General features: G+C 59.5%; 32 protein-coding genes. 20 read left to right on the top strand and 12 right to left on the bottom strand.

Annotated elements, in window-relative coordinates:
* Positions 1–2: 2 nt before the first annotated feature.
* The 5 genes from RAH32_RS18955 to RAH32_RS18935 all read right to left on the bottom strand — a co-directional run bounded on the left by RAH32_RS18955 (position 3) and on the right by RAH32_RS18935 (position 2,383).
* The gene (locus RAH32_RS18955; RefSeq protein ID WP_130992092.1) at positions 3–320 is read right to left on the bottom strand and encodes a TrbC/VirB2 family protein; all 318 of its coding nucleotides are present in this window, start codon (positions 318–320) and stop codon (positions 3–5) included.
* Entirely contained in the window at positions 317–937 is a 621-nt protein-coding gene (locus tag RAH32_RS18950) for a lytic transglycosylase domain-containing protein (protein ID WP_306609988.1), read from the bottom strand. The genes RAH32_RS18955 and RAH32_RS18950 overlap by 4 nt, the downstream gene beginning before the upstream one ends.
* Positions 938–962: 25 nt before the next feature.
* Positions 963–1,304, bottom strand: a complete 342-nt coding sequence (locus RAH32_RS18945; protein WP_130992094.1) for a hypothetical protein — start codon at positions 1,302–1,304, stop codon at positions 963–965.
* Between the two features lie 169 nt (positions 1,305–1,473).
* Positions 1,474–2,103, bottom strand: coding sequence for an acyl-homoserine-lactone synthase (locus tag RAH32_RS18940; RefSeq protein ID WP_130992095.1), 630 nt, complete (start codon positions 2,101–2,103; stop codon positions 1,474–1,476).
* Entirely contained in the window at positions 2,069–2,383 is a 315-nt protein-coding gene (locus tag RAH32_RS18935) for a hypothetical protein (RefSeq protein WP_130992096.1), read from the bottom strand. The genes RAH32_RS18940 and RAH32_RS18935 overlap by 35 nt, the downstream gene beginning before the upstream one ends.
* Before the next feature lie 66 nt (positions 2,384–2,449).
* On the opposite strand from RAH32_RS18935, the gene RAH32_RS18930 reads away from it, so the two are divergent.
* The 5 genes from RAH32_RS18930 to RAH32_RS18910 all read left to right on the top strand — a co-directional run bounded on the left by RAH32_RS18930 (position 2,450) and on the right by RAH32_RS18910 (position 6,256).
* Positions 2,450–3,070, top strand: coding sequence for a helix-turn-helix transcriptional regulator (locus RAH32_RS18930; RefSeq protein WP_306609987.1), 621 nt, complete (start codon positions 2,450–2,452; stop codon positions 3,068–3,070).
* Between the two features lie 352 nt (positions 3,071–3,422).
* Positions 3,423–3,701, top strand: a complete 279-nt coding sequence (locus RAH32_RS18925) for a hypothetical protein (RefSeq protein ID WP_130992098.1) — start codon at positions 3,423–3,425, stop codon at positions 3,699–3,701.
* 79 nt (positions 3,702–3,780) lie between these two features.
* Positions 3,781–4,347 (top strand): hypothetical protein, encoded by a 567-nt coding sequence (locus tag RAH32_RS18920; protein ID WP_246020838.1) that lies wholly within the window; start codon positions 3,781–3,783, stop codon positions 4,345–4,347.
* 312 nt (positions 4,348–4,659) lie between these two features.
* Positions 4,660–5,409, top strand: coding sequence for a helix-turn-helix domain-containing protein (locus tag RAH32_RS18915; protein ID WP_306609986.1), 750 nt, complete (start codon positions 4,660–4,662; stop codon positions 5,407–5,409).
* Between the two features lie 280 nt (positions 5,410–5,689).
* Positions 5,690–6,256: a recombinase family protein gene (locus RAH32_RS18910; RefSeq protein ID WP_306609985.1), complete on the top strand. Its 567-nt coding sequence runs from the start codon at positions 5,690–5,692 to the stop codon at positions 6,254–6,256.
* Positions 6,257–6,316: 60 nt separating this feature from the next.
* Here RAH32_RS18910 and RAH32_RS18905 read toward each other — a convergent pair whose 3' ends face one another.
* Positions 6,317–7,015, bottom strand: a complete 699-nt coding sequence (locus RAH32_RS18905; protein WP_306609984.1) for a hypothetical protein — start codon at positions 7,013–7,015, stop codon at positions 6,317–6,319.
* Between RAH32_RS18905 and adh the strand changes: the two genes are divergently transcribed.
* From adh to RAH32_RS18880, 5 genes are all read left to right on the top strand, one after another.
* A complete protein-coding gene (gene adh / locus RAH32_RS18900; RefSeq protein WP_306609983.1) occupies positions 6,997–8,523 on the top strand; it encodes an aldehyde dehydrogenase in 1,527 nt (508 codons plus the stop codon). The genes RAH32_RS18905 and adh overlap by 19 nt on opposite strands.
* Before the next feature lie 72 nt (positions 8,524–8,595).
* Positions 8,596–9,630 carry an alcohol dehydrogenase AdhP gene (gene adhP, locus RAH32_RS18895; protein ID WP_306609982.1) on the top strand — a complete coding sequence of 345 codons (1,035 nt, stop codon included), beginning with the start codon at positions 8,596–8,598 and terminating at the stop codon, positions 9,628–9,630.
* A 2-nt stretch (positions 9,631–9,632) separates the two neighbouring features.
* Positions 9,633–9,989 carry a DUF779 domain-containing protein gene (locus RAH32_RS18890; RefSeq protein WP_306609981.1) on the top strand — a complete coding sequence of 119 codons (357 nt, stop codon included), beginning with the start codon at positions 9,633–9,635 and terminating at the stop codon, positions 9,987–9,989.
* 385 nt (positions 9,990–10,374) lie between these two features.
* On the top strand, positions 10,375–10,809 hold the full coding sequence (locus tag RAH32_RS18885; protein WP_306609980.1) for a LexA family protein: 435 nt from the start codon (positions 10,375–10,377) through the stop codon (positions 10,807–10,809).
* 4 nt (positions 10,810–10,813) lie between these two features.
* Positions 10,814–12,106, top strand: coding sequence for a Y-family DNA polymerase (locus tag RAH32_RS18880; protein WP_306609979.1), 1,293 nt, complete (start codon positions 10,814–10,816; stop codon positions 12,104–12,106).
* A 106-nt stretch (positions 12,107–12,212) separates the two neighbouring features.
* Here the strand turns inward: RAH32_RS18880 and RAH32_RS18875 are convergent, their stop codons facing one another.
* Both RAH32_RS18875 and RAH32_RS18870 read right to left on the bottom strand, forming a co-directional pair.
* Entirely contained in the window at positions 12,213–14,315 is a 2,103-nt protein-coding gene (locus RAH32_RS18875; protein ID WP_306609978.1) for a hypothetical protein, read from the bottom strand.
* A gap of 632 nt (positions 14,316–14,947) precedes the next feature.
* The gene (locus RAH32_RS18870; protein ID WP_306609977.1) at positions 14,948–15,112 is read right to left on the bottom strand and encodes a hypothetical protein; all 165 of its coding nucleotides are present in this window, start codon (positions 15,110–15,112) and stop codon (positions 14,948–14,950) included.
* Between the two features lie 88 nt (positions 15,113–15,200).
* On the opposite strand from RAH32_RS18870, the gene RAH32_RS18865 reads away from it, so the two are divergent.
* The 3 genes from RAH32_RS18865 to RAH32_RS18855 all read left to right on the top strand — a co-directional run bounded on the left by RAH32_RS18865 (position 15,201) and on the right by RAH32_RS18855 (position 18,032).
* Complete coding sequence (locus RAH32_RS18865; RefSeq protein ID WP_306609976.1) at positions 15,201–15,617, top strand: DUF3768 domain-containing protein; 417 nt, start codon at positions 15,201–15,203, stop codon at positions 15,615–15,617.
* A gap of 262 nt (positions 15,618–15,879) precedes the next feature.
* Positions 15,880–17,751 (top strand): ParB/RepB/Spo0J family partition protein, encoded by a 1,872-nt coding sequence (locus RAH32_RS18860; protein WP_306609975.1) that lies wholly within the window; start codon positions 15,880–15,882, stop codon positions 17,749–17,751.
* Between the two features lie 104 nt (positions 17,752–17,855).
* Positions 17,856–18,032 carry a hypothetical protein gene (locus tag RAH32_RS18855; RefSeq protein ID WP_254433750.1) on the top strand — a complete coding sequence of 59 codons (177 nt, stop codon included), beginning with the start codon at positions 17,856–17,858 and terminating at the stop codon, positions 18,030–18,032.
* A gap of 161 nt (positions 18,033–18,193) precedes the next feature.
* On the opposite strand, the gene RAH32_RS18850 is transcribed toward RAH32_RS18855, so the two are convergent.
* The 3 genes from RAH32_RS18850 to RAH32_RS18840 all read right to left on the bottom strand — a co-directional run bounded on the left by RAH32_RS18850 (position 18,194) and on the right by RAH32_RS18840 (position 19,841).
* On the bottom strand, positions 18,194–19,072 hold the full coding sequence (locus RAH32_RS18850; RefSeq protein WP_306609974.1) for an abortive infection family protein: 879 nt from the start codon (positions 19,070–19,072) through the stop codon (positions 18,194–18,196).
* 89 nt (positions 19,073–19,161) lie between these two features.
* A complete protein-coding gene (locus tag RAH32_RS18845; RefSeq protein ID WP_306609973.1) occupies positions 19,162–19,587 on the bottom strand; it encodes a type II toxin-antitoxin system VapC family toxin in 426 nt (141 codons plus the stop codon).
* Positions 19,587–19,841, bottom strand: coding sequence for a type II toxin-antitoxin system VapB family antitoxin (locus RAH32_RS18840; protein ID WP_306609972.1), 255 nt, complete (start codon positions 19,839–19,841; stop codon positions 19,587–19,589). Before RAH32_RS18840 ends, RAH32_RS18845 begins: the two co-directional genes overlap by 1 nt.
* A gap of 181 nt (positions 19,842–20,022) precedes the next feature.
* Here RAH32_RS18840 and RAH32_RS18835 point away from each other — a divergent pair, with 181 nt between their 5' ends.
* Both RAH32_RS18835 and RAH32_RS18830 read left to right on the top strand, forming a co-directional pair.
* Positions 20,023–20,205: a DUF3606 domain-containing protein gene (locus RAH32_RS18835; protein ID WP_306609971.1), complete on the top strand. Its 183-nt coding sequence runs from the start codon at positions 20,023–20,025 to the stop codon at positions 20,203–20,205.
* A 4-nt stretch (positions 20,206–20,209) separates the two neighbouring features.
* The gene (locus RAH32_RS18830; protein ID WP_306609970.1) at positions 20,210–20,467 is read left to right on the top strand and encodes a DUF982 domain-containing protein; all 258 of its coding nucleotides are present in this window, start codon (positions 20,210–20,212) and stop codon (positions 20,465–20,467) included.
* 4 nt (positions 20,468–20,471) lie between these two features.
* On the opposite strand, the gene RAH32_RS18825 is transcribed toward RAH32_RS18830, so the two are convergent.
* Positions 20,472–20,633: a hypothetical protein gene (locus RAH32_RS18825; RefSeq protein ID WP_306609969.1), complete on the bottom strand. Its 162-nt coding sequence runs from the start codon at positions 20,631–20,633 to the stop codon at positions 20,472–20,474.
* A gap of 65 nt (positions 20,634–20,698) precedes the next feature.
* On the opposite strand from RAH32_RS18825, the gene RAH32_RS18820 reads away from it, so the two are divergent.
* The 5 genes from RAH32_RS18820 to RAH32_RS18800 all read left to right on the top strand — a co-directional run.
* Positions 20,699–21,010 (top strand): hypothetical protein, encoded by a 312-nt coding sequence (locus RAH32_RS18820; protein ID WP_306609968.1) that lies wholly within the window; start codon positions 20,699–20,701, stop codon positions 21,008–21,010.
* 837 nt (positions 21,011–21,847) lie between these two features.
* Positions 21,848–22,105: a hypothetical protein gene (locus tag RAH32_RS18815; RefSeq protein WP_130992135.1), complete on the top strand. Its 258-nt coding sequence runs from the start codon at positions 21,848–21,850 to the stop codon at positions 22,103–22,105.
* 10 nt (positions 22,106–22,115) lie between these two features.
* On the top strand, positions 22,116–22,589 hold the full coding sequence (locus tag RAH32_RS18810) for a hypothetical protein (RefSeq protein ID WP_306609967.1): 474 nt from the start codon (positions 22,116–22,118) through the stop codon (positions 22,587–22,589).
* Positions 22,586–22,750, top strand: coding sequence for a hypothetical protein (locus tag RAH32_RS18805; protein WP_306609966.1), 165 nt, complete (start codon positions 22,586–22,588; stop codon positions 22,748–22,750). The genes RAH32_RS18810 and RAH32_RS18805 overlap by 4 nt, the downstream gene beginning before the upstream one ends.
* Positions 22,751–22,757: 7 nt before the next feature.
* On the top strand, positions 22,758–23,566 hold an 809-nt coding region (locus RAH32_RS18800), incomplete at its 3' end, for a DUF4942 domain-containing protein (RefSeq protein ID WP_306609965.1).

The raw sequence follows: 23,566 nt of genomic DNA, 5'->3' as shown, positions 1-23,566 counted from the left end.
GATCAGGCGCCCCACATGGTGTTAACGATGGTTGCCGCGCCGGCGACGATGGCGATACCCGCCACGACATAGATGACGGTGCGGAAATCGACGTAACCCATCAGCCAGGCAGCACCGATGCCGATCACGGCAAGCGTTGCCATAGCCTTGCCGAGCGGTCCGGTCAGGGTGTTGGCGATGCCGGTCAGGATATTGGTAATCGGACTCAGGTTGATCGTGCCTGCCGCCAGTGCGGGCGAAGTCATCAACATGAAAAGGCCGACCGCCAGGAGCGCGCAAAGCGCCAGATTATAGGCCGAGATCGGCATGGTGTTGTTCATAGGGTGTCTCCGTTCAGTCGGGAAAAAACGGCCATGACCTTGCGGACGTGACCAATGGTTTCGCGGTAAGGGGGGATACCGCCGTGGCGCGAAACGGCCTCGGGACCAGCGTTGTAGCCAGCCAGAGCCAGCTCCTTCGTCCCGAAGCGATCGAGAAGAAAAAGCAGGTAGCGGGCAGAACCATCGAGGTTCTGGTGCATGTCGTGGGGGTTTACGCCGAGCGTCGCCGCTGTTGCGGGCATGAGTTGCCCAAGACCGATAGCACCCACATGGCTGCGAGCTTTCGGATTGTAGGCACTCTCGATCTCAATATTGGCGCGGTAGAAGTTTCGCCATTCCGTGACGGACATGCCAGCTTTGCGCAAAGCAGCATGACCGCCGTAGCGCATCGCTGTTTGATCAATGGCACTGAGGACTTCTGGCCTTGCCGCGACTGCCCGTGGCGCTCGAAAACTGGGTTCCGGCTGGGCCAGGAAAGACATTGAGTTGTCTGGAAGCGAAGCCTGACGTTCGGCTTCCCTGATTATCGGTTGCCCACCGGAGCCATAGTGGCGGGCAAAACCGTTACTTTGTTCTCTGTATTGGAAGGTTCCATCGGACCCTGGCACAAGCACCATGCCATTTCCGAGGCAGGCATTTGCGCTAAGTGTCAGACCTCCAATCAGCAGAATAGCTGCCGTCCTTGAAGAGTTCAAACGCTTGTCCCTTTTCCTTAGGTATTATTATTCCGGGGAAGCCCCAAGATATTATTTTTGAAGCAACGCCCGACACTGTGAGCGATGTTTCTGCCTTGTTTCTTACTTTGTAGACCACTAACCGCCGTGATTTTTTATCAGCCGATACGACTTCAAAAATCCACTTGCCTACGACTGCCGTTCCTTTTCTCGAAACACTTTCGAGGCAAATAACGATAACTGATCCGCCCTCGTTTACGACTTGCGCAACATCCTCGCTGAGTATCACTGGAGGTATGACTTGACTCATTGTTGGCTCCTGCTCGTTGACAGGTGCCTTAATGCACTATGTTGGGTTGCTCACACTAGCTGGTTTCACCTAGATCAACACATGTCTAACCATTCATTTATTGTTAGTCAACAATAAATGAATTGTTTGCGAAGATCATTTTTGTTTGCGCCAGCTTGCGCGGCTAGGGCTACTCCAGCTTGCGCACAGGGCACTCGAAGACCTGGAAGGCTCCGTCGTCGTTGCCGGTTACAGGGCCGAGTTGCTTGACCGGCCAGTTCAGCGAGTTGGCCATACGCTTGAACGCTGGCGACCCTAGAAAGAGCACCGTCTCAGCGCCTTCTTCGCTTAGGAACTCGTTGACCTTCGCCAGGATCATCCGCGAGATTTCACGTGGCCCCTTCACCACCATACGGGTGATCTCCCACATGGAGGTGTCCATCGAAGGAACCTCATAGCAAAGGTTGTCCGGTAGACCGGGAAGGATACCCAGGCACGCATCCCTGATCATGTAGCTGTATTGCAGTTGACCTTTGCCGCTGACCTGGTTGGCACGACGCAGCCGAGCACCCCCGACTGTCACACCGTTAAGAGTGGCAATGACATAGACAGTATCGAAGCTGTCATACTGTTCGAACTCAAGCTCTTCAGCGTGAAAGAGAGGCCACTCCAAGCGGTCCACGAAGACCTCTTTGCGTAGCTTCAAATACTCATTCACCAAGTGCCAGCGATCCAGATTGCTGGGGCAGCGGACAACCTCAACATGGTAGCCGCTTTGCGCAGCTTCACTGAACTTTTGTTTTGCCTGCATCATCATCATTGCCACCTACTTCAAACACTTGTGTCGAACCTATAAACAAACGAATGCCATGGGGGGTCACGGCCCAGACACCGGCATTGGAGAATTTGACAGTAATTTCCTGGCCTTCGGTGAGGTGCGAAAACATCGTGAGCAGGTTTTGAGCCATATCTACTGTGAAGTTTGCCTCCGCAGAGATAGTCACCGCTTTCGGGCGCACTCTGTCCTCAATGCTCTTCATCGTTGTCCGGGCCTTCTGCCGTTCTCTTGCTTGGCTGGCATAGAGGAAGATTTTTGGCATTGACACTCACCTGTCTTTTTGGACAGGAGATAAGGACACTTTCACGAAAAGGCTTGACATTCCGCTATGCTTGAGATCGCGATCCCCAACCACGAAGCTGAGCTTCAACAGCTTGAAGCCATTGGTTTGTCAGGTTATTTTCTTGGCTTCGGACTGCGCTTCGGCCAGCCGGACTTCTTCATGAACAAGTATCCGGACGCGTGGACCAAGGAATACGAGACCGAGAACTACTTCTTTGGAGATCCCGTGGCTGTCTGGACGATCACGCGTGAGGGGATGGTCCGGTGGTCGCAGGTGAAGTTGCCCGACATGCGAAAGATCCTGGTTCGGGCCAAGGCACACGGCCTGAAGTATGGAGCTACATTTGTCGTCAAGATAGGATCGAAACGATCTTTCTTGTCTATCGCACGGCCTGATCGTGAACTGACAGATGAAGAGATGACACTTCTCATGTCGAAGATGAAGATGTGGGCTCAGCTCTTTACGCGGTCACGTGTTGCCTTGACTAACCAAGAACTAGAGACGTTGAGACTGATGCACAGCGGGTTGCGGCAGAGTGAAGCTGCGGAATTAATGAATATCAGTGTCTCAGGATTAAAGGCCCGACTTGATAGTGCGCAAAAGAAGCTGGGTGCCCGGAATACCACCAGTGCTGTCAGCACGGCAGTGAGAATGAACCTGATCTAATAATCAATTGTGTTAATCAATAAATAATCAATGCCGCGGTCATGCGGCATTGACTATTTTGGCGCACCTTATATTAATTTTTTCTTATTACAAAATCATGTATTCGGCGGGGCCGTATCAACCTGTTGATCGGCGCTAGGCTTGGTTAACAGAGAAAGTCAAGGGCAATCGTCTTATTGGCTAAATCTTCTGTCCATTTAGCCACTGGCCTTTAACTTCCAAAACTTCACCCTCAGAACTGGCGCAAATAACTTCTACTGCGTCAAAGAACCATGACCTTCTCTCTTGCACATCTACAGTTGGAGTCGGTCACACCTGGGCGGGCTTTGTCGCACTGCTGGAAGGCAGGTGCATGATCGGTCCACTTGCTGTCATAGCCTTGGTTCAGGTGGCTTCATCAGGACCATACATCCCTGCGCCTCAAGTTCTGCATCTGTGCGTCCCTCCCGCTGATCCCATAGAGGATCAAGCTACTCTGGAGCGGCACGGAATAGAGGAAAGAGAAGAATACATACGATATTTCAATGATTTAAACGCTTATCTCCTTTGCTTGCAGAAGTCCCAGACCGACATCATCCAACAGTCGAATGTCTGGCACGAGCGATACAAAGAAAAATTCCTGAGCGAATAAAGATGAAATCTTTAAATCATTCATTTATGTTGTATGTTGAGACCTACACGTGCTACTGGCCGTCAACAAGGAGGTTCAGATGAAGGTTAAGACCCTCGGTGCTGCCGCATGTGTAGCAACCGCCTTCAGCTTTGCATCGCCTGCTGCCGCCTACCCCATCGACTGCGCAATCCTTCTATGTCTGGCAGGCGGTTTTCCGGCCTCGGCAGAGTGCAGCGCGGCAAAGGCCGAACTAATCCGCCGCATCACACCCTGGCCGGTTGAGCCGCCCCTGCAACTGTGGCGATGCCCCATGGGCGGTCACAGTGTAAGCCTGCCAGGTGGAGGTGGTTCTGACAGCATACCGCCCGAGGTTGCCAAATATCGTGATGCCATCGAACTCTGGCAGCTTTCCAAGCATGTGACGAGCGGTAGCGGAGGACGAGACGTTTACACCAGCACGGTTCGCTACGGATATGCGCCTTCGTCTGGTGAGTGGGTCCGATTTCCTTCCAACGACAATGCCTTGCCTGAATGGCTGGATGACACGATCAGGCAGCGGACGGGCAAAGGGTTTCAGGACGAGTATGGCCGAGGCTTCAGGAGCATCGTGGTTCGGATGCAGGACTACACGGGCGCATCCATGACGGAATGGGTGAGCTACTGATGAATCACCGCCGAGGTCTACACAAAGAATTGCCGCTAAGCCCTTGCTGGCGTAGGCTGTTCGGCAAAATACCCAAAACGGGAGGGACGAGCGGAATCGGATAAACCACCAGCCCAAAAGGAAACCCCCCGCGCGGGGGTCCGCACGAGGGGGCTTGGTAGCATAACACAGGTTTGGCGACCTGATTAGCAGCGGATTACACCTGCTATAGTTAGCTGCCTACTCCCGGAAATCAAGAGCAAAAAGCGCATCTGTGCGAACGGATGAGGCTTGCCTGCGGACACCGCGCTTCTTGTGACACAGGAGCAGCACTTGACGACTGTAGCAGCCGCAGCAGGCGGCGATTTTTTCAAGCGCCTTGGCGTTCTGGCCCAGGCTTGCACCGGCGCGCGCGCCCAAGGCAGGACGCGCTTGCACCGCAACTCTCACCGAGCGGGAACCTGCGAAGGCACGTTCTGGCGCAGCACCACCCGGCAGGAGGTGCAGAGGATCATCAGGGCCGCGCAGCGATACGAGCTGCACGGCCGCAAGCCCGGGAGACGCAACGGACCCTTGGGCAGCATCGCCTTGGAGATCCTGGCGCTGTTCGGGAACCTGGTCAGCTTCAAGACCGGCCGCCTGGACCCGTCCCTTGACTGGATCATGGACAAGCTGAAGCGGTCGAGGGACGCTGTTGTTCGCGCCTTGAAGGCGCTGCGCGACCACGGTTTTCTGGACTGGCTGCGCCGGTTCGAGCCAACCCCGAATGAAGGCCGCGGCCCCCAGGTTCGGCAGGTCAGCAATGCGTATCGTCTTTTCGCACCCAAGCGTGCCTTGGCGCTTCTTGGCCGCTGGTCCGGCCGTCCTTCCCTGCCAGATGACGATGCCGCTGCACGGGATGACAGGAAGGCCATCGAGGCTGAGCATGTGGCATCGCTCGATCTAGGCAACTTCGCCAGCTTCCAGCTTGGTGACTCGCCTCTCGGGAGGGCACTAGCGCAGATGGGCAAAGCCCTGGACTTACGCGAGTCTGCCAAGCGGACTGAATCCCAGTCTACCTCTTATTCCTATGTCGTCATGTAAAACGAGGGTGTGACGCAAACGCGCTCAAACTGATCCGTCAGCTTTGGCGGCACCCGTGCATGGCTATGAACATAGCCTGTGGAAGCCGCACGGCACATCAGCACTGTCGCACGAGTTGAGACGTCCGAAAGAGGATCGTTCAACGGACACACAACCCTGCTGCTGAATAAGGCGGTAGAGCGTCAGCATTTGCTGCCTGGACGAAATCTCAGATGAATGGTCCGATATTTTTTGCAATGAAGGGGCGCCTAATGTTACAGATCAGGCCATGAAACAGATTTTGATCGGCTATGCCCGCTGTTCCACCGACAAACAGGATCTCGCTGCGCAGAAGGGCATCCTTTCCAGCCTCGGGGTCGCTTCCGATCGCATCTACACCGACCACGGCTTTACTGGCACGAACCGCGCCCGGCCTGGTCTCGATCAGGCGCTTGCAGCCTTGCGGGAGGGCGACACGCTGGTCGTGCCGAAACTGGACCGCTTGGCGCGTTCTGTCCCCGACGCCCGCGACATTGCCGACAAGCTGGCCACGCACGGGATCAAGCTTCAGCTTGGCACCTCGATCCATGATCCGACCGACCCCATGGGCAAGCTGTTTTTCAACATCCTAGCGACCTTTGCCGAGTTCGAGGCCGACCTGATCCGAATGCGGACCCGCGAGGGCATGGCAGTGGCCCGCGCCAAGGGCAAGCTGCGCGGCAAGAAACCGAAGCTGTCGGAGCGTCAGCAGCAGGAGTTGCGGCGCATGTATGACACAGGCGAGTATTCCATCAGCGATTTGGCTGAGGTGTTCTCGATTTCTCGTCCAACCGTGTACCGCACCTTAGGCAGGCATGTAGCGGTATGATGATGGACGATGCAGAACTTCCACGTCACCCGTCCCTAAATGATCCATATGATAAATCGCCTACTGTGGCTTTTCCAATGGGAGAGTTGCATGAAATTCTGAGCAGGTTATAACGCTAGTATCTTCTTCGACGTGGTAGTCGTATGAGGTCTGGAAGACAGGGTATGTAGCCTCATTGCCCAAAGCATCCCGGACGGGTTGAGTTGTGCGCGCGAGTCGCCGATCTTCTGTAACTCGCTCAGGGGTGCCGTCATCAACTATATAGGAATAGCAAACGCGGCTAATCTCACGAGAGTCCATATCGAGGTGAGATTCGAAAGGGGGAATTACTGCTGGAACAAATGAGCTGGTAATACCTCCGTCCTGGCCCCAAAAAATCATCGTAAGGTCTCTTGCCGTGTATGGAGTGTTATTGTGCAACCGGACAACAAACTGGCTATTGCTTGAATATGTTGCAGAAGAACTTGTCATATTCAAGGTTGCCTCAAATGCAGGACGTTGAGAAAGATGCTTCGCTATTTCTTGGGTTGCATCAGCAGTTTGATTGCTGCTCACAGATATTTTTTCTATTTCTTCGCTGTAAAAACCTATTTTCTCGTCTAATTTGGCAATAAACTTTGCGTCTCGGGGGTGAAACACATTCTGCGCTGCAGCGTGGACCTTGGTTGCTTTGCGATCGGTCGCGGCATAGGCTTTCCTCAGAACCCGGCCAGAGGAGCCGGCACCTGAGGAGGAACACCATGCCAAACGACCAGACACATGAATTCAAGGGTGTGGGTGTGCTGCCCTTTGCCCGCCGCTATGACAACTTCATCGGCGGCGACTGGGTTGCGCCCAAGTCCGGCAAGTATTTCATCAACACCACCCCGATCACCGGCGCCGAGATCGGCGAGATCGCACGTTCAAACGCCGATGACATCGAACTGGCGCTGGACGCCGCCCATGCCGCCAAGGACAGATGGGGCGCGGCCTCCCCGGCGGAACGCGCCAATGCCCTGCTGAAGATCGCCGACCGCATGGAGGCGAACCTTGAGTTGCTGGCTACCGCCGAGACCTGGGACAACGGCAAGCCCATCCGCGAGACCATGGCCGCCGACGTGCCGCTGGCCATCGACCATTTCCGTTATTTCGCCGGGGCGCTGCGCGCGCAAGAGGGCGGAATCAGCCAGATCGACAATGACACCGTTGCCTATCACTTCCATGAGCCGCTGGGCGTCGTCGGCCAGATCATCCCCTGGAACTTTCCGCTGCTGATGGCCTGCTGGAAGCTGGCGCCGGCGCTGGCGGCCGGCAACTGCGTGGTGATGAAACCGGCCGAACAGACCCCGGCCAGCATCATGGTCTGGGCCAGCCTGATCGGCGACCTGCTGCCGCCGGGGGTCCTGAACATCGTCAACGGCTTCGGGCTGGAAGCGGGCAAGCCCTTGGCCTCGAACCCGCGCATCTCGAAGATCGCCTTTACCGGCGAGACCACCACCGGCCGGCTGATCATGCAATATGCGGCCGAGAACCTGATCCCGGTGACGCTGGAACTGGGCGGCAAGTCCCCCAACGTGTTCTTTGCCGATGTGGCGCGCGAGGATGACGATTTCTTCGACAAGGCGCTGGAAGGTTTCGCCATGTTCGCGCTGAACCAGGGCGAGGTCTGCACCTGCCCGTCGCGCGTGCTGATCCAGGAATCGATCTATGACCGCTTCATGGAACGCGCGGTCAAGCGCGTGCAGGCGATCAAGCAGGGCGACCCGCGCGATGCCGCCACCATGATCGGCGCGCAGGCGTCCAGCGAGCAGAAGGAAAAGATCCTGTCCTATCTGGACATCGGCAGGAAAGAGGGCGCCGAGGTGCTGACCGGCGGCAAGGCCGCCGATCTGGGCGGCGAGTTGTCGGGCGGTTTCTACATCGAGCCGACGATCTTTGCCGGCCACAACAAGATGCGCGTCTTCCAGGAGGAAATCTTTGGCCCGGTGGTCTCGGTCACCACGTTCAAGGACCAGGCCGAGGCGCTGGCGATCGCCAATGACACGCTTTACGGCCTGGGCGCCGGTGTGTGGTCGCGCGACGCCAACACCTGCTACAGCATGGGCCGCGGCATCAAGGCCGGGCGGGTCTGGACCAATTGCTATCACGCCTATCCGGCGCATGCGGCCTTTGGCGGCTACAAGCAGTCGGGCATCGGGCGCGAGAACCACAAGATGATGCTGGACCACTATCAGCAGACCAAGAACATGCTGGTCAGCTATTCGCCCAAGAAGCTGGGCTTCTTCTAGGTCGGGCCTTGCGGGCGCGCCACCTGCGCGCGCCCCCAAACCATCCACAGTCTTGCAGCAAGGAATTGAACCATGGCCAAAACCATGAAGGCCGCCGTCGTGCGCGAATTCGGCAAACCGCTGACCATCGACGAGGTACCGATCCCCGAACCCGGTCCGGGCATGATCCAGGTGCGGATCCAGGCCTCGGGCGTCTGCCATACCGACCTGCACGCCGCCGAGGGCGACTGGCCGGTGAAACCGAACCCGCCCTTCATCCCGGGACATGAGGGAGTGGGCTTTGTCTCGGGCGTGGGCGCCGGCGTCAAGCACGTCAAGGAAGGCGACCGCGTGGGTGTGCCGTGGCTTTATACCGCCTGCGGCCATTGCCGGCACTGCCTTGGCGGCTGGGAGACGCTGTGCGAAAGCCAGCAGAACACCGGCTATTCGGTGAACGGCGGTTTCGGCGAATATGTCGTGGCCGACCCGAACTATATCGGGCATCTGCCGAAGAACGTCGATTTCCTTGATATCGCGCCGGTGCTTTGCGCGGGCGTCACCGTCTACAAGGGGCTGAAGGTCACCGACACCAAACCCGGCGACTGGGTGGTGATCTCGGGCATCGGCGGGCTGGGGCACATGGCGGTGCAATATGCAAAGGCCATGGGCATGAACGTCGCGGCGGTGGACATCGACGACGACAAGCTGGCGCTGGCGCGCAAGCTGGGCGCGACGGTGACGGTCAATGCCGCGACCGACCCCGACCCGGCCGCCGCGATCAAGCGCCAGACCGACGGCGGCGCGCAGGGCGTGCTGGTCACCGCCGTGGGCCGCAAGGCGTTCGAGCAGGCCATCGGCATGGTCGCCCGCGGCGGCACCGTGGCGCTGAACGGCCTGCCGCCGGGCGACTTTCCGCTGGACATCTTCGGCATGGTGCTGAACGGCATCACCGTGCGCGGCTCGATCGTCGGCACCCGGCTGGACTTGCAGGAATCGCTGGATTTCGCCGGCGAGGGCAAGGTCAAGGCGACCGTGCATCGCGCCAAGCTCGAGGATATCAACGATATCTTCGGCCAGATGCACAAGGGCCAGATCGAGGGCCGCATGGTGCTGGACATGGCGGGCTGAACATGGAACCCGTCGCCAATCCCGAGGGGCTGGACCAGGTCGATGCCACCCCGGCCGCGCTGGCGCTTCTGACCGAGATCGTCGCCGATCACGGGCCGGTGCTGTTCCACCAGTCCGGGGGCTGCTGCGACGGGTCTTCGCCCATGTGCTATCCGCAGGGCGATTTCCGCATCGGCCAGCATGACGTGAAGCTGGGCGAGATCGGCGGCATGCCGTTCTATATCTCGGCCAGCCAATACGAAGCCTGGAAGCACACCCGCCTGGTCATCGACGTGGTGCCCGGCCGCGGCGGCATGTTCAGCCTGGACAACGGGCGCGAGCGGCGCTTCCTGGTGCGGTCCGAGATCTGCCGGCTCTGACCGCGGCGCGGGCGCACGGCCTCCCCCAAGCCGTCCGTGCGCCCGCCCTGCCCCCCTGCCGCTTGCGGCGAGGTCGGCAGCATGCAGGCACGCGCCCGCCCGTCCGGCGCCTGCGAATGCTCCATTCCTCCGGCCCAGGCCCGCCTTTTTCCGTCCCGGTCCCTGGGGGCTTGGCTGGATCTTCCAGCCGGGCGGCCCCTGTGTTGTTGTCATGTTCCCAAGTGCTTGCCGCCCGGCTGGAAGATCCAGCCAAGCCCCGCTTCAGGGACCAACCTGTGCCGGATCAGCAGCCTGTCCCCACCTTTTTGCCCTGTCATGACCTGTAGTCCTTGACGATCAGGGGCATATCGGAACTATGGCCCATGTTCACGGATTGTTCTGGGCCATGTCACTTGATCTTCATCCTCTCAGCGTGACGCTGATCGACCGCGACATGCCGCTGGCCTCCATTCAGGTGCCAGCCGGTTTTCCATCCCCTGCGGCCGACGATCTTGAGGACACGGTTGATCCGATGAAGTGGATTGTCCGGCATGAACACGCGACCTTCTGGTGGCGGGTCTCGGGTGACAGCCTGGAAGCCGAAGGCATCCTGGACGGGGATCTGATCGCCGTGGATCGCGCCGGGCGGCGGCGCAGCGGGCGCATCGTCCTGGCCGTGGTCGATGGACAGATCACCGTGAAGAAGCTCGCCAAGCGCGACGGCCGGTGGTTCCTGGACCCGCGCGCCCGCAGCGACGGCTACCAGACCATTCCCGTGACCGAGACGACCGAGATATGGGGCGTGGTGGCGGGCGTCGTGCGCCGCCTGCCCGTCGAATAGGGCGATGCTTGAGGCGTCCGACAAGCCGATAGCCCTGATCGACTGCAACAACTTCTATGTGTCCTGCGAACGGCTGTTCGACACGAAGCTTCACGGCATCCCCGTGATCGTGCTGTCCAACAATGACGGCTGCGCCGTGGCGCGGTCTGACGAGGCGAAGGCGCTCGGGATCAAGATGGGGGCGCCCGCCTTCAAGATGCGCGACTTCATGCAGCGTCATGGCGTGAAGGCACTTTCGTCCAACTACACGCTATACGGCGATCTATCGGCGCGCGTGACGCAGGTTCTGCATGGCTACTCGCCGCGCCTCGACGTGTATTCGATCGACGAAACCTTCGTAGATCTCTCCGGCTTTGGCGAGCGGATGGAGGCGCACGCGGCCCGGATGCGGCAGGCGGTGCGGACGCAGGTGGGTATCCCGACCTGCGTTGGCATCGCGACCACAAAGACCCTTGCGAAGCTCGCGAACTTTGCCGCCAAGAAGAACCCGATCTTCGGGGGCGTGTGCAATCTCATGAACCCCCAGGTCCGGGACTATGTGATGAGCCGCATCCCCATCGGGGAGATATGGGGCGTCGGCCCGGCAACCGAGGCCAAGCTGATCGCCCAGGGCGTCAGAACCGCGGCCGCGCTGCGCGACCTGCCGATGGCGCTGTCCCGCAAGATCGGCACGGTTGTTCTCGAAAGGCTTGTGGCGGAGCTGCGCGGCATTGCCTGCATCGACTTCGAGGACGTGCCGCCGCAGAGAAAGGGCATGGCCGTGACCCGATCCTCGGGCACGCCCATGACGACATTCGATGTGCTGGCGCAGGCCGTCACGGCACATGCCACCCGCGCGGCCGAGAAGCTGCGCCAGCACGGCCTTGTCGCGGGAACGCTGACCGTCTTTTTCCACACCAACCCACACAAGCCGGATCGGCCGCAGCACTCCGCCTCGCGCAGCGTGCGCCTGCGGCCCATGTCCAACCACACCTTCGACCTGGTGGACGCCGCTGTTTCTGCCGCGCGCCGAGGCTGGCGCGGCGATCCGTCCGGCAATGGCTGCGGCTATACCAAGGCGGGCGTCATCCTCGATGACCTGCTGCCCGAAGCCGACCGGCCGGCCATGCTTTTCCAGCCTAACCGGCCGCGCGACGCCCGCCTGACAGATGCGCTCGATGCGATCAACGACCGCTTCGGCAAAAAGACGATGGTGCTGGCGCGCGAGGGCTTCGCCGGTGAATGGCGCTTGCGCGCCGATCACCGCTCGCCCCGCTACACCACCAGGATCAGCGAGTTGCCGACAGTGCGGGTATAGAGGGCGGATGAGGAGCGTCTGCTTTGCAGACCATACGGTCGTTCGCTGCTTCAGCATCCTCAGCTCTCATCCGGCCGTCCAGATTGACCCGAAGGGAGGAAGGCGGTTAGTTAGGGAGCTTCAAACGCTCACGATACACACCAATACGCTTCCGCGCACGATCAACCACATCATCATAATGCAACAGTTCAGAATACAGTTGGCCGATAGCATATTGGGACGTCGGCTCAATAATATTATCAGTATTGAACCACCCCTTCCCTCCCGGAAGGGGCTTGTAGCCCCGTAAGCGAATAGTGTTAATCGTATCCCCAATAAGGTATCCGTAAAATTTCTTCAACTTACCCTTGGATTTTGCAGCGAGAATAGATGCGTATTCCATTAGATCGTTGTCGTGATCATCTAGGCTCACACCAGGCGCCTTAAACTCTACAATCACCACAGAACCTTCCTCGTGAAATAGGGCAATGTCGGGCCGACATGCCTTGTTATCGTCCGTGGTGCGAGCTAGCAGCGAATCGATTTGTTCGTCGATATCAGCTTCGAATAGAGTATCATTGCCCCACTTGATCTGGCTAAGCGGCTTGTCCGAGGCGATGTAGTCGTAATAGTGATACTCTTCGCTCAAGAGCCAAACATCATGGTCAGCCACTTCACTACTATCTTTCCGCATAGGGAAAAATATGTTGTGAATAAGGGATTCATTGTTCTTGCGTTTTCCGTGCTTCAAGTCAGTTTGCACTTTCAGCAGCTCTTTAACAGCCATATCCAAAACTTCGATCATAGTGGATCGCCGCACTACTAACTGCGAAAGGTTGGCCATATCCACAGTTTTCAGGGATGCCGTGAACTGCCAAGATATGTAGTCGACTTTGCGCCGAAATTCATCACTATCAGGCTCAAGTTGCTCGATTGCTTCTTTCATCAATAACAGGCTGGCAGTTTCATCCACCACCTTGTCCTGCAAATTCTTTAGTGCACGCTTTGCTACACTAGATGGCGTATCACCGAACGTAACTCGTGTATTCGAGTGGGACAACATTTCTTCCGACACCCCGAAATTGTGACCAACTTCAGACACAATCTTTTCACGAGACCAATCAGGAGGAGTTATTAGTTCCTGAACCTTGTCATCTAGCTTGGCGTAAATGTCTTCGAAACTTATCAAAGAGCCATCGAATAGGTCAGCACTTCCGTTCTCTTGCGGAATTTTATCAAACCCGTCCCTCTGTTCATTCACGCCTTCATCAAGTAAGGCTCCTTCGATAAGAATTATGTGATAGCAGCCTTGGATTGCGTTGTTCTCGATTGATTTAGCCCGAAGGTACCGCTTGGTTATATCTTCCGCGATTGCAGATTTAGCACACAATCCGACGACGTTTTTCGGCAAAGGGTACGTGCGCTCATCAAGCTTGTAGTGCGTCACGGTCAGCGACGCGTGAATAGTCTTATCGCCCTCTACATGAACAACGTCTAGACTGCTTACTGAGGTGTGCACAGGTATGTCAGTTGCGTTCAAGACCGCGCTCGACTTCACGTCTTCCAGGTCGCTCTCAAATTCAATTCGAAAATCCCCCAGAGCCTCTCTGAGACTCACAAATCTTTGCAGTGCGCTGAACAGAACATATTGCTTAAGCGCCGCGGCTTTAAACCACTCATGAATGAACGAAACTGTGAATAACGTATCTCGAATCTTTGGTAAAACTCCAGAAAGTTTCACACTCGTTCCAAGCTCACCATTATCACGATGATCGATTTGGAAATCGGTTTCCTCAAGTTCTTTTCTGTTTTCTTCAGCAGGCAAGTATACGTAATACTTATTGCCATCCTCTAAATACATAGAAGATAATGATAGCTTTGAGAAATGGTGAAAAAATTGAACTCGCCCCGCTCCTTTACAGTTTCCAATGCCTGGAATACTTAGGTCATCTTTGTACGATGTGTCTTTGGTAAGAAACGCCTTCAGCTGATCCGGCCCAAGGCCACACCCATTGTCCAAGCACTCGATTTCTAAATCGTATTCATGACCGAGCAAGTCGATTCTTTTTGCCTGGACCGAAAATTTAATGTCGAGATTTAGATCGCCCTGTGTGGTCGCGCGCCTAATCAAGAAGGCATCAATTGAGTTTGCTATCAACTCATCAACGACGACGAGGGCATTCTTGCTCTTGCGAGTGTTTTTGAGGCTGCCTCGGATGTCCAAAGTCATGATCTAGCTTCAATACCTCGCTTTCTTCTGTAAGTACTTATCAGTGCTGGCACTCACTAGGTCAATCTCGCTGGTCATGTTCAGGGCAACGGGTTGCCTGGGCTTTCCTCGAATAAACAGGGCGTCCCCCTTCGGGTCGCGTCCCTGGTTCCGGCCGGCGAGCCGGCCTCCACCCGAGCTGGTCAGGACGATGCTCCCGGCTGCGCCGTGCGGATGCCTGTCTCGTCCCGAGCCAGTCCCTCGCCCGCCGGTCCTGGTCGCCCTGCCCTGCCCATCTCGTCCCTTCGGGCGGGACCGCTGACGCGGGCCGTGAGCCCGGTTGTCCAGCCTCGCGCCGGAACGACCTTGGGAGTGGAGGCGGGAGGCCGAAGCAGGCTGTAAGCGAGACCACAGGGATCGAGCGTCAGCCTGTGGTCAACCGGGCGGGCAGTTGCAGGCTGTCGGTGCTGCACAGAGATAGCTGCCTTCCTGTCTGACTGCTGCGGCAGGCAGAAGACACGGGAGAGGCCCGCGCGAGGCGCGGGCCAGGATGATCCATTTGCCGTTCCGGGGGATCGACGGGCTTTCGCCCGCTCACCCCCGTCCGCAGCCTTTTTGTTTTCCTGTCCGCCACGCATCCCCGCCCGAGCCGGTCAAGGGGCAAGCGCCGCCCGTTGGGCGTCGTCGTCCAGGCGGGCCGTGTCCTCGCCCGTGGCCGGGCTGCGGGCCGCACCACCCCGCCTTCCCGACCCCGTGACAGTCTCGGCCGGGGCCACGGGCAGGGCTGCGCCCTCCCCGCTCTGCTTTCCGAAAGGCATGGGCCTTTCAGAAATCAGATCAGGAAGGCTCGCCCATCGGCGGAACGGGCAGAAGACCCGGCCGCCCCGTCGCTAAGGAGAGCCACACATGGCACATTTCAATGCTGCCCCGGCAGACACGAACACCCCCGCCGAGCAGGCCCGCGACCAGATGCTGCGGCTGATGATTGCGGAACAGAATGATGCCTTCCGGCGCACCCTGGGCTTCGCAGCCTTGTGGCGCGGCCAGCATCTGAAAGGCCGCACCGTCGCCACGCCGGGCTTTCTCGCCATTCCCGAGCGCACCCAAGCCGCGCTGATGAATGCGGTTATCACCTTCACGGACTGGACCGAGGACAACGACCCTTACGAGGATCATTCCTTTGGCCGCGTCGAGGCGCATGGCGTGGCGATCTACTGGAAGATCGACCTTTACGACACCGCCTATCACTTCGGCGCGGAAACCCCCTCCGACCCCGAGCAGACGCGCCGTGTTCTGACCCTCTACCTGCCGTCCGAACACTGACCCGCAATCGGCCTGCTGTGGCTCCGTCAGCAGGCCGACCCTTCCCGCACCGTCAGCCTGAAAGGGGGTGAACTTATGAGCAGAGAAACCTTGCAGCGCCGTCTCGTAGAAGCGTGGGCGCTTGTCAGGAAGGGCGACAACTTCGGTATCGGCCGCCGCTTCCTGATCCAGCACGGCGCACTTTGAAAGCTCGCCCTGCCCCCACGGCCATGAGGGCAGGGCATCCATAACAAAAAACCATCCGTCGCAAAAGGACCATCCCATGAAACGCGAAACCATCGCCCCGGCTTCCATCCAGTATTTTCCGCTGGCGCAGCTCTATGTGTCCGACCTGAACCCGCGTCAGGACGCCGACCCGGAAGGGATCGACCTGCTGGCCGACAGCCTTGCCATGATCGGCCTGATCCAGAACCTGTCCGGCATCCTCGATGGGGAGGGCCGCGTGGGCATCGTCGCGGGAGGCCGCAGGCTGCGGGCCATCGCCCGCGCCGTCGAGCGGGACGCCACCGTCACCGAACGCCACCCGGAACTGGCCTCCATCCCGGTTCGCATCGCGCCCGACGAGGCCACCGCCCGCGCATGGGCCAGTGCCGAGAACGCGGCGCGGGAGGACTTGGCACCCGCTGACGAAATCCGCGCCTATGGCCGGATGAAGGAGGCAGGCGCGGACGTGTCGGCCATTGCCCGCAGCTTCGGCAAGACCGAGGCCCATGTTTATCGCCGCCTTGCCTTGGCAGCCCTGCCCGCCCCGGTTCTGGACGCGCTGAAAGAGGGCCAGATCAGCCTTGGCATGGCAAAAGCCTTTACCGTGTCGCAGGACGAGGCATTGACCCTGACTGTTCTGGCCGAGGTGAAGGGCCGCGACGTGTCGGAACACCGCATCAAGCAGGCATTGCAGCCCGCAGCCGTCAGCGCCACCGACCGCCGCGCCCGCTTTGTCGGACTGGACGCCTACGAGGCCGCAGGCGGCAGCGTGAGCCGCGACCTGTTCAGCGACACCGTGGCGCTGCACGATGCCGACCTGTTGCAGGACCTGTTCACCGAGCGGCTGAACGCCGAGGCCGGGAAGCTGGCGGCAGGCTGGAAATGGGCCGAGGTCATGGCCGACGAATATGTCTCCTATTCCGTCACTGAGAAGCTGGCCCGCCTTTATCCGGTCGAGGGTGATCTGACGGAAGAACAGGCCGAGCGGTATGACGAACTGGCCGAACTGGCGAACGCCGGTGCCTTGGACGAGGCCGGGCAAGCCGAACTTGAGGCTCTGGACGCGATCATCAAGGGCGACTTCACTGACGCGCAGCGCGCCGTGGCGGGCTACTATGTCTATGTCAGCCACAGCGGGACTGTGCAGTTGAGCGGCCCGTGGGTGCGGACCGAGGACCGGGCCGCAGCCATCGAGGCCGAGGTTCTGACCGGCCATGCCGCCCATGCGGACGGCGGCGATGCCGCGCCCGCGCCAAAGTCGCCCTATTCCGGCGCACTGGTCGAGGACATGAAGGCGATCCGGCTGGCCGCGATCCAGACCGCCCTTCTGGACAAGCCCGAAATGGTGTTCGACCTGCTGGCCTTCGGATTGTCGCTGGCCTCTGGTGTCAGCACGAATGTCTTTGACCTGTCGCCGGGACGCCCCATGAACCGCCCGAGCAAGACGGATGGTCTGGAATGGTCCGACCGGCTGGCCCATCCCCCGGCAGGACATGAGGCATGGAGCCGCCCGGAGTTGCGCATCGAGGATCTGGCCCAAGCCTTCCGCGACTTCACGGCGGCAGGCAAGAAGGCCCGCAATGCCGCACTGGTGGAAGGCATGGCCCGCACCCTGCCCTATGGCGCAGGCAATGCCGATTTCTTTGCGCTGATCGAGGCCGACAGCGGGGCCACCATCCGCAAGGTTTGGACGCCGACCGCCGAGAACTTCTTCAACCGCGTCAGCGCCGACTATCTGGACAGCCTGCATCTGGAACTGACCGGCTGCGATCCCGAGTGCAACGGCTTCAAGGCCCACAAGGCACAGAAGAAGGCGGAAAAGGCCCGCTGCATGGAACGGCTGTTCAGCGATGCCGAGTATCAGAAGGCATGGCGTGTCGATGCGGAGGCAAAGGCCCGGATCGACGCTTGGGTGCCGGATTGCTTCTGATCTGAAAAAAGCCGGGGGCGCAGACGACCAAGACCCGCCCCCGGATTACTCAAAAAAACAGGGGAAGCAGGCACATGCCACAACAACCTAAAGATGAGCAAGGCTTGAGCGCGGAACAGATCGACGCCTTGCGGGCCTATCGCGCCCAGCATGGCCGACGCTGGAAAAGCCGCCTTCTGGCCGAATGGCTATCCTCGACGGGCGACGAAGGGCCGGAGCTTCGCCAGGTCCGCAACACCTTTGGCCCGTCCTGGCTGCTGAACTATCGCCTGCCCGACTGACATTCCCATTCCTTCAGCGACGAAGGTTCACTTGGCCCGCCCCGCGCGGGGCTTCTTTTTGTGCCGCTGCTGGCTCAGGTTTCCCCTGGCCTGACACCGGCAGGCCGGCGCCAGGACAGGGGCGGCGCTCAGGCCGCGCCGGGCCGGCGCTGCGCGGCTTTTCATGCTTTTGGGAGCGGACGCGTGGGGAACTTCCGTTGCCAAGTTTCGATGAGAAAGAGCGCGGCAGTGCTTGCAGCATGGATCGACAGTCGAGCAATTCGTGCGTCAATGCGGGCATATCCCCTTTCGCGACCGTGCGCGTCGCCCCCGTGGGTGCGCAGCGATCCAACCCCGCCAATAACCGTGTTCAGGCCAGACAGAATTTGCCGCACATCATTGGCAATCAATGGGTCAATGTCAGTGCGGTCGGGAGATAGGCCAAGCGGTTGCTTCACTGCATTGTAGAGGCCCTGCACATCCTTTTTTGCAGGAAGAGGTTGCCCGAGTTCGACAAGAATTGACCGGCATACGCTTTCGATCGTGCTACACGCGGCGGTTACAGCATCTTCAGGGTCGGTCTGGCTGCTGGCAAGAGCGCGGTCCAGATCACGGCTCACCGTATCGAAGTCGATTACCTCTGATAGGCCAGCAAGCTCTGCAAGAACAGGCACACCTTTGCCTGCCTCTATAAGGCGTATCCGAATACCTTGCTGTTGCAGTTCAAAGCCATCGTAGCGAAGAGCGCGATTGAGGTAGTCCAGCACGGCATCGTGACGTTCAGGTTCATGGATGAAGTCGCGAGGATCGGCGGCTGCTTCGATGATCCTTGTAAGGTGCGGCGCTGCCTCAAAGCCGTTGTTGAGCCTGTTGAGACACTTCACAAGCGACGGGACGCGAGAACCCTCAACTGTAAAAGCGACGTTACAGCCCCGCATGAATTTTTCGATCTTTGGCCCACTGCGGTAGATGCCAACAGGAGGTGTCAGGTCATTGCCGCCACCCCCGCTGATGATCTCGGCAATAGCATCGATGCTTTGAGGCGATAGCGGAAACGGCATGGTTGCAAGTCGTCTTTTCGATGAAGCAGGTTAATGTTGCCATCATGTATGGCGGTCATAACGGAATAGCCCTTGGGAGCTTGTTCGGATTATGCCACATCGGTTTTAGAGAAATCATCGCCCTTGTAGAGCAAGGGCACATGGTAGGCTTTCGCGCAGGCATAGGACAAAGCATCGCCCATGTTGAGTTGCGCCGGATGCCCCACCATCTTGCCATAGAGTGACAAGGCACGGATCGCCTCGGCCCCCATGCTGCCCGTGATGTGCATTTCCTTGGCTTCAAGTTCCTTCAGCAGCTCATCGACAAGATCCGTCGCGGCGGCAAAGTCCTCGGCGGTCGCCGGGCCTTTGCCGCGCCGCTCGACACGCTTGCGCACAAGGGCAAGGGTCGCCTCCAGGCGCACAATGGGCGAATAGCGCAGGGTTCCGCGCGCGGCCTCCATCGCCTTCAGGAACGCGGGGCCATCCTCTTCCTGCAACAGCACGGCGGCAACAACGCTGGCGTCGAGAAACATCAGTCCTCGCCCCACTGTTCGTCCATGAATGCCTTGTCTGCCGCAATGTCGCTGCCAGTGGACACAAAACCGGCCTCCGCTGCTCGGCGTTGTATCCGCGCAACCCGGTCCGTCAGGGTCTCCTTGGCAGCGAGAGCGTTCAACTGGTCGGACAAGGCGCGGCGAACAGCCTCCGTCTTGTTCGTCATGCCGGTGGCCGCAAGATACTGATCGACAAGCGTATCCACCGCAGGGTCTTTGATGTAGAGTGGCATGGTATATCCTCGCTTTGGCTTAAGTATATCCTTTGGGGATATATAGGCAACATGTAATGGGATATACATCTCGGGTCTGTGTTCTGGAAAACCGGACCGCAGCCTGCCCAAACCTCCGTTCGTGCCGGTGGAAACAAGCCACAACTGATCGCGTTGATCCTTTGAAGATGCGGAGGACGACATGAGCAAGGAACAGACAAGCCGGGGCCGTGCCCAGGATCGCCGTCAGGTCGCAGCCGGACAGGATCACGAAGTCCGCTACGAGGCCGAGAAGATGAACGTGTCCAAGGACGAGGTGCGCGAGGCCGTGAAGTCCAAAGGCAACAGCCGCCAAAAGGTCGAGCGCAAGCTGTCCGAGGATTGAGACCATGGCGGGCCATGCAAGCGGGATGCGCACGATCCGGCCGGTGTCCTATCAGGAGACAGACAGTCGGTTTCGCACCGTCAACGATGCCAACGGCATGGGCCGGGCGCTGATGGAACATTGCGACCCGGCCGATCCTGCCTACCGGCAGGCGGCCGGTTCCTGCATCGCCTTTGCCGAAGGCACCGTGACACCTGAACAGGTCAGGGCCGACTTCATCCAGGCACTGATGTCAGCCGGGGTGTTCGTTCGCGAAGGATAGCAACTCATGCCCCTGCGTCAGCGGTCGTGTCGCTGCTGGACGGCGCATTGCAAAGGCGAAGAGCCAGACGCGCTTCGAGGCGAACCCCGTCAAGATCGCCCTTCTCGGCCAGCTTCTCGATCTGGCGGAGATAGCCAACCACCTTGCGAACAACATCATCTGCCATCTTCCATTCCTTCCGTTTCCGCTGTCTGGTCGGCCGTCATAAACCTCACCCAACATGAGCAGGCAATGACAGGTATATTCGCAACAATCGCAAACATTGCACGGGACAAAGCGGCGGCAGCAAGCCAGCAAGCAGAAAACGATCCGTCACTCTCAGCAGAAGACGTGATTGATTTGAAAGCGTATGCGGCAATGCTGGAGGCTTTAGCCACCCTTGCGGATGGTGGTAACTACCACGCAATCAAATGGATTTGCGGAAAATTTGGCTTAACAGCCGAATGGAACGCATATTTGGAAGAAACTGGCAGAGATCCTTATTTACCAAAGCATCAGCTTCCAGTTCAGGCAGAGAATGATGACTACGGCATCTCGCTGTAGCTTTGAAATGCCGCCTCCCTCGGCCCGTTCGGTCTAGGGCTTTCGCCCTGGACCTCTCGCCCCGAGGGACCGCGCTCTAGGCTTCGGCCGGCTGCACCGGCCTGCGCCCCGAGCCTGAACCCCTTTCCCTCCTTTGCGGCTTTTCCCGCGCTGTCTGTCTCGTCCCGAGCCAGCCTTTGCGGGGCCGCAATAGTCGGTCCAGCGGCCCAGTCTCGGCCCTGTCGGGTTGCGATCGCTTGCGGGCCGTGAGCCCGGTTGTCCAGCCTCGCGCCGCAACGACCTTGGGAGTGGAGGCGCAAGGCCGCGAGCCGGGCTGTAAGCGAGACCACAGGGATCGAGCGTCAGCCTGTGGTCAACCGGGCGGGCAGTTGAGTGCTGCCGGTGAAGCCCAGAGATAGCTGCCTTCCGTCTGACCTGCCCTGCCGTCGCTGTGCGGCCCAAGAAGACACGGGAGAGGCCCGCGCGCGGTGCGGGCCAAGATGATCCTTTTGCCGTTCCGGGGGATCGACGGGCTTTCGCCCGCTCACCCCCGTCCGCAGCCTTTTTGTTTTCCTGTCCGCCACGCATCCCCGCCCGAGCCGGTCAAGGGGCAAGCGCCGCCCGTTGGGCGTCGTCGTCCAGGCGGGCCGTGTCCTCGCCCGTTGCCGGGCTGCGGGCCGCACCACCCCGCCTTCCCGACCCCTTGACAGTCTCGGCCGGGGCCACGGGCAGGGCTGCGCCCTCCCCGCTCTGCTTTCCGAAAGGCATGGGCCTTTCAGAAATCAGAACAGGAAGGCTCGCCCATCGGCGGAACGGGCAGAAGACCCGGCCGCCCCGTCGCTAAAGGAGAGCCAAAAGATGGCGCTTTTCGAGATTGTCACCATGACCGACGACTGCGGCATGAGCCGCGTGCTGACCGATGACTTGGCCGCATGGGTCGAGGACATGGGCACCGAAATCACCGGAACCGAGACCCGCACCCGCCTGCGCCCCGAGTTGCAGGGACAGCCGAAGATCGCGGGCTTTGTCGGCCCCTGCTGGGGCGGCCTGTCCAAGACCGGCGAACCCATCATCCGCTACGAAGATCGCGGCACCTATGCCGCCTTGAGCCAGTAAGGAGGCGGCGATGACTCATTTTTCCGTGGTCCAGATCGACATGCACCCGGCCCCCTACGTTGCCGCGACCGGCAGCGCCCGCAGCGCACAGATCCTGGCCCGCCTTGTGGCCGAGCGTTGCCCCGGCAACGTGTTCGGCATCCGCGACAGCGCCGACTTCAAGGGACCAAAGAGCAACGGCTTCATCCGCGATTGCGCCCGATCCGTCGAGGTTCAGACCCTGGCCGCGCAGGAGTTGATGGCCGAGGCAGACGACAACCCCGACCAGCTTCTCAAATGGCACGTCTATTTCTACGACAGCGGCGGGGGTGAAAGCCGTTTCACCGTCAACGCCTATCTCGATCATGACAGGCGCGTCCGCGCCAAGTGCGAGGCAGACCCGACCCTCGTTGGCCGCGACGTGATCTATGGCGACGCGCCCACCCTGGAGACGCTTTATCTCATGCTTGATGCCTTCGCCGCCCGGCAGGAGGCGACCGCATGACATGGCGGATCATCGAGGCAAGGGCGCATCCCTGCGCCCTTCCCCGCGCCCATGACACCGAAGCCTTGGCTTGGCGCTTTGCGCGCCGCCACGGCCATGAGGTTTGGGAAGTAACGGACAACGGCCGGACCGCCTTCGAGCGTTTCCTTGGTCAAGGATGACGACGACATGACCTATCACAACACCGAGTTTCCGAAGATCGGGGAAACCACCGAACATGCAGCCCCCGCCCTGCGCCGCAGCCTGTCCGAGATCGTGGCCGAGTATGACGCCAAGGCCGCGGCCATTCCCGAGGCGATTGCCGAGTTCAACCGGGCCGAGACGGCAATCAACGTCGCGGCCTGCATCGGTGGAGCCTATGGCGGGCAGGTTTTTTCCCGCAGCCCGAGCCTTTACGAACGCGACGTGCGCCTTGCCCTGCTGCGTTCGGCCTGGAAGCATGTCTATGAGGGATTGCAGATCGAGCGCATTGCCAGTGCAAAGGATCGCAAGCATCTTGACTTGAAGCTGACCAACCCCCTGCCCTTCACCCTGCCCAATCTTGCGGAAGTGTTCGGGGATTACCTGCTGGACCCCCGGTTTCACGTCCTCAAGGGTCTGGCCGAGTGCTTTTGCGACCTGGACCCCGCCTATAAGAGCCATTCCAAGGTCAAGATCGGCGTCGAGGGCCTGCCCAAGCGCATCATCATCGGCAGCGCGACCGGCTGGAACGGATGGGGCCAGGAGCGGCTGAAGGACACCTTGAACGCCCTGCGCGTCTATCGGGGCCAGCCGCGTTATGAATACCGCGAATTTGCCGACATGATGAAGGAGGCTGAACGGCACGGCGAGGCCGATTGCTGCGCGGGCTTCATCCGCGCCTTCAAGAACGGCAACGTGCATCTGATTTTCAACGAGGATGGACGGCGCGACATTAACCGCGCCCTGGCCGAGTTCTATGGCGAGGTTCTGCCCGACGCGCCGACCGAGGCCGAGGC

The sequence above is a fragment of the Paracoccus yibinensis genome, from assembly GCF_030846195.1.
Lineage (GTDB): Bacteria > Pseudomonadota > Alphaproteobacteria > Rhodobacterales > Rhodobacteraceae > Paracoccus > Paracoccus yibinensis.
The sequence above is the reverse complement of the archived record's forward strand: the minus strand, read 5'-3'. Positions and strand labels throughout refer to the sequence as shown.